This window comes from Clostridium sp. CMCC3677, assembly GCF_023845585.1.
Classification (GTDB): domain Bacteria; phylum Bacillota; class Clostridia; order Clostridiales; family Clostridiaceae; genus Clostridium; species Clostridium aquiflavi.
This window is the reverse complement of record NZ_JAMQHS010000045.1, coordinates 1-283: the sequence shown is the minus strand read 5'-3', so window position 1 is coordinate 283 and position 283 is coordinate 1. Positions and strand designations below refer to the sequence as shown.

At 35.7% G+C, this 283-nt stretch carries 1 protein-coding gene; it reads left to right on the top strand.

What is annotated here, in order from left to right; genetic code table 11:
* Window positions 1-77 precede the first annotated feature (77 nt).
* Window positions 78-283 (top strand): diol dehydratase small subunit (locus NG901_RS16670; RefSeq protein WP_286675213.1); only part of this gene is annotated, 206 nt, incomplete at its 3' end.

Here is a 283-nt window from a genome sequence, read left to right as displayed (position 1 = left end):
TCATATCAAAGAAACAAAACATGTTGTTCCAGGGAAAATCGCAGTCGAATTACAAGTAAACTAATAGTGAGGTGAAAATGATGAATCAAGAAGCACTAGAAAATATGGTTAGAAATATTTTACAAGAAGTAAATAGTGGCGCAGTCTCCACAACAACTTCTCAAAAAGTGAGCGGAGATACACTGACAGTACGAGATTATCCACTCGGAACAAAACGTCCAGAACTTGTAAAAACATCGACATCAAAATCATTAGACGACATTACGTTGAAAAGTGTTCTAGA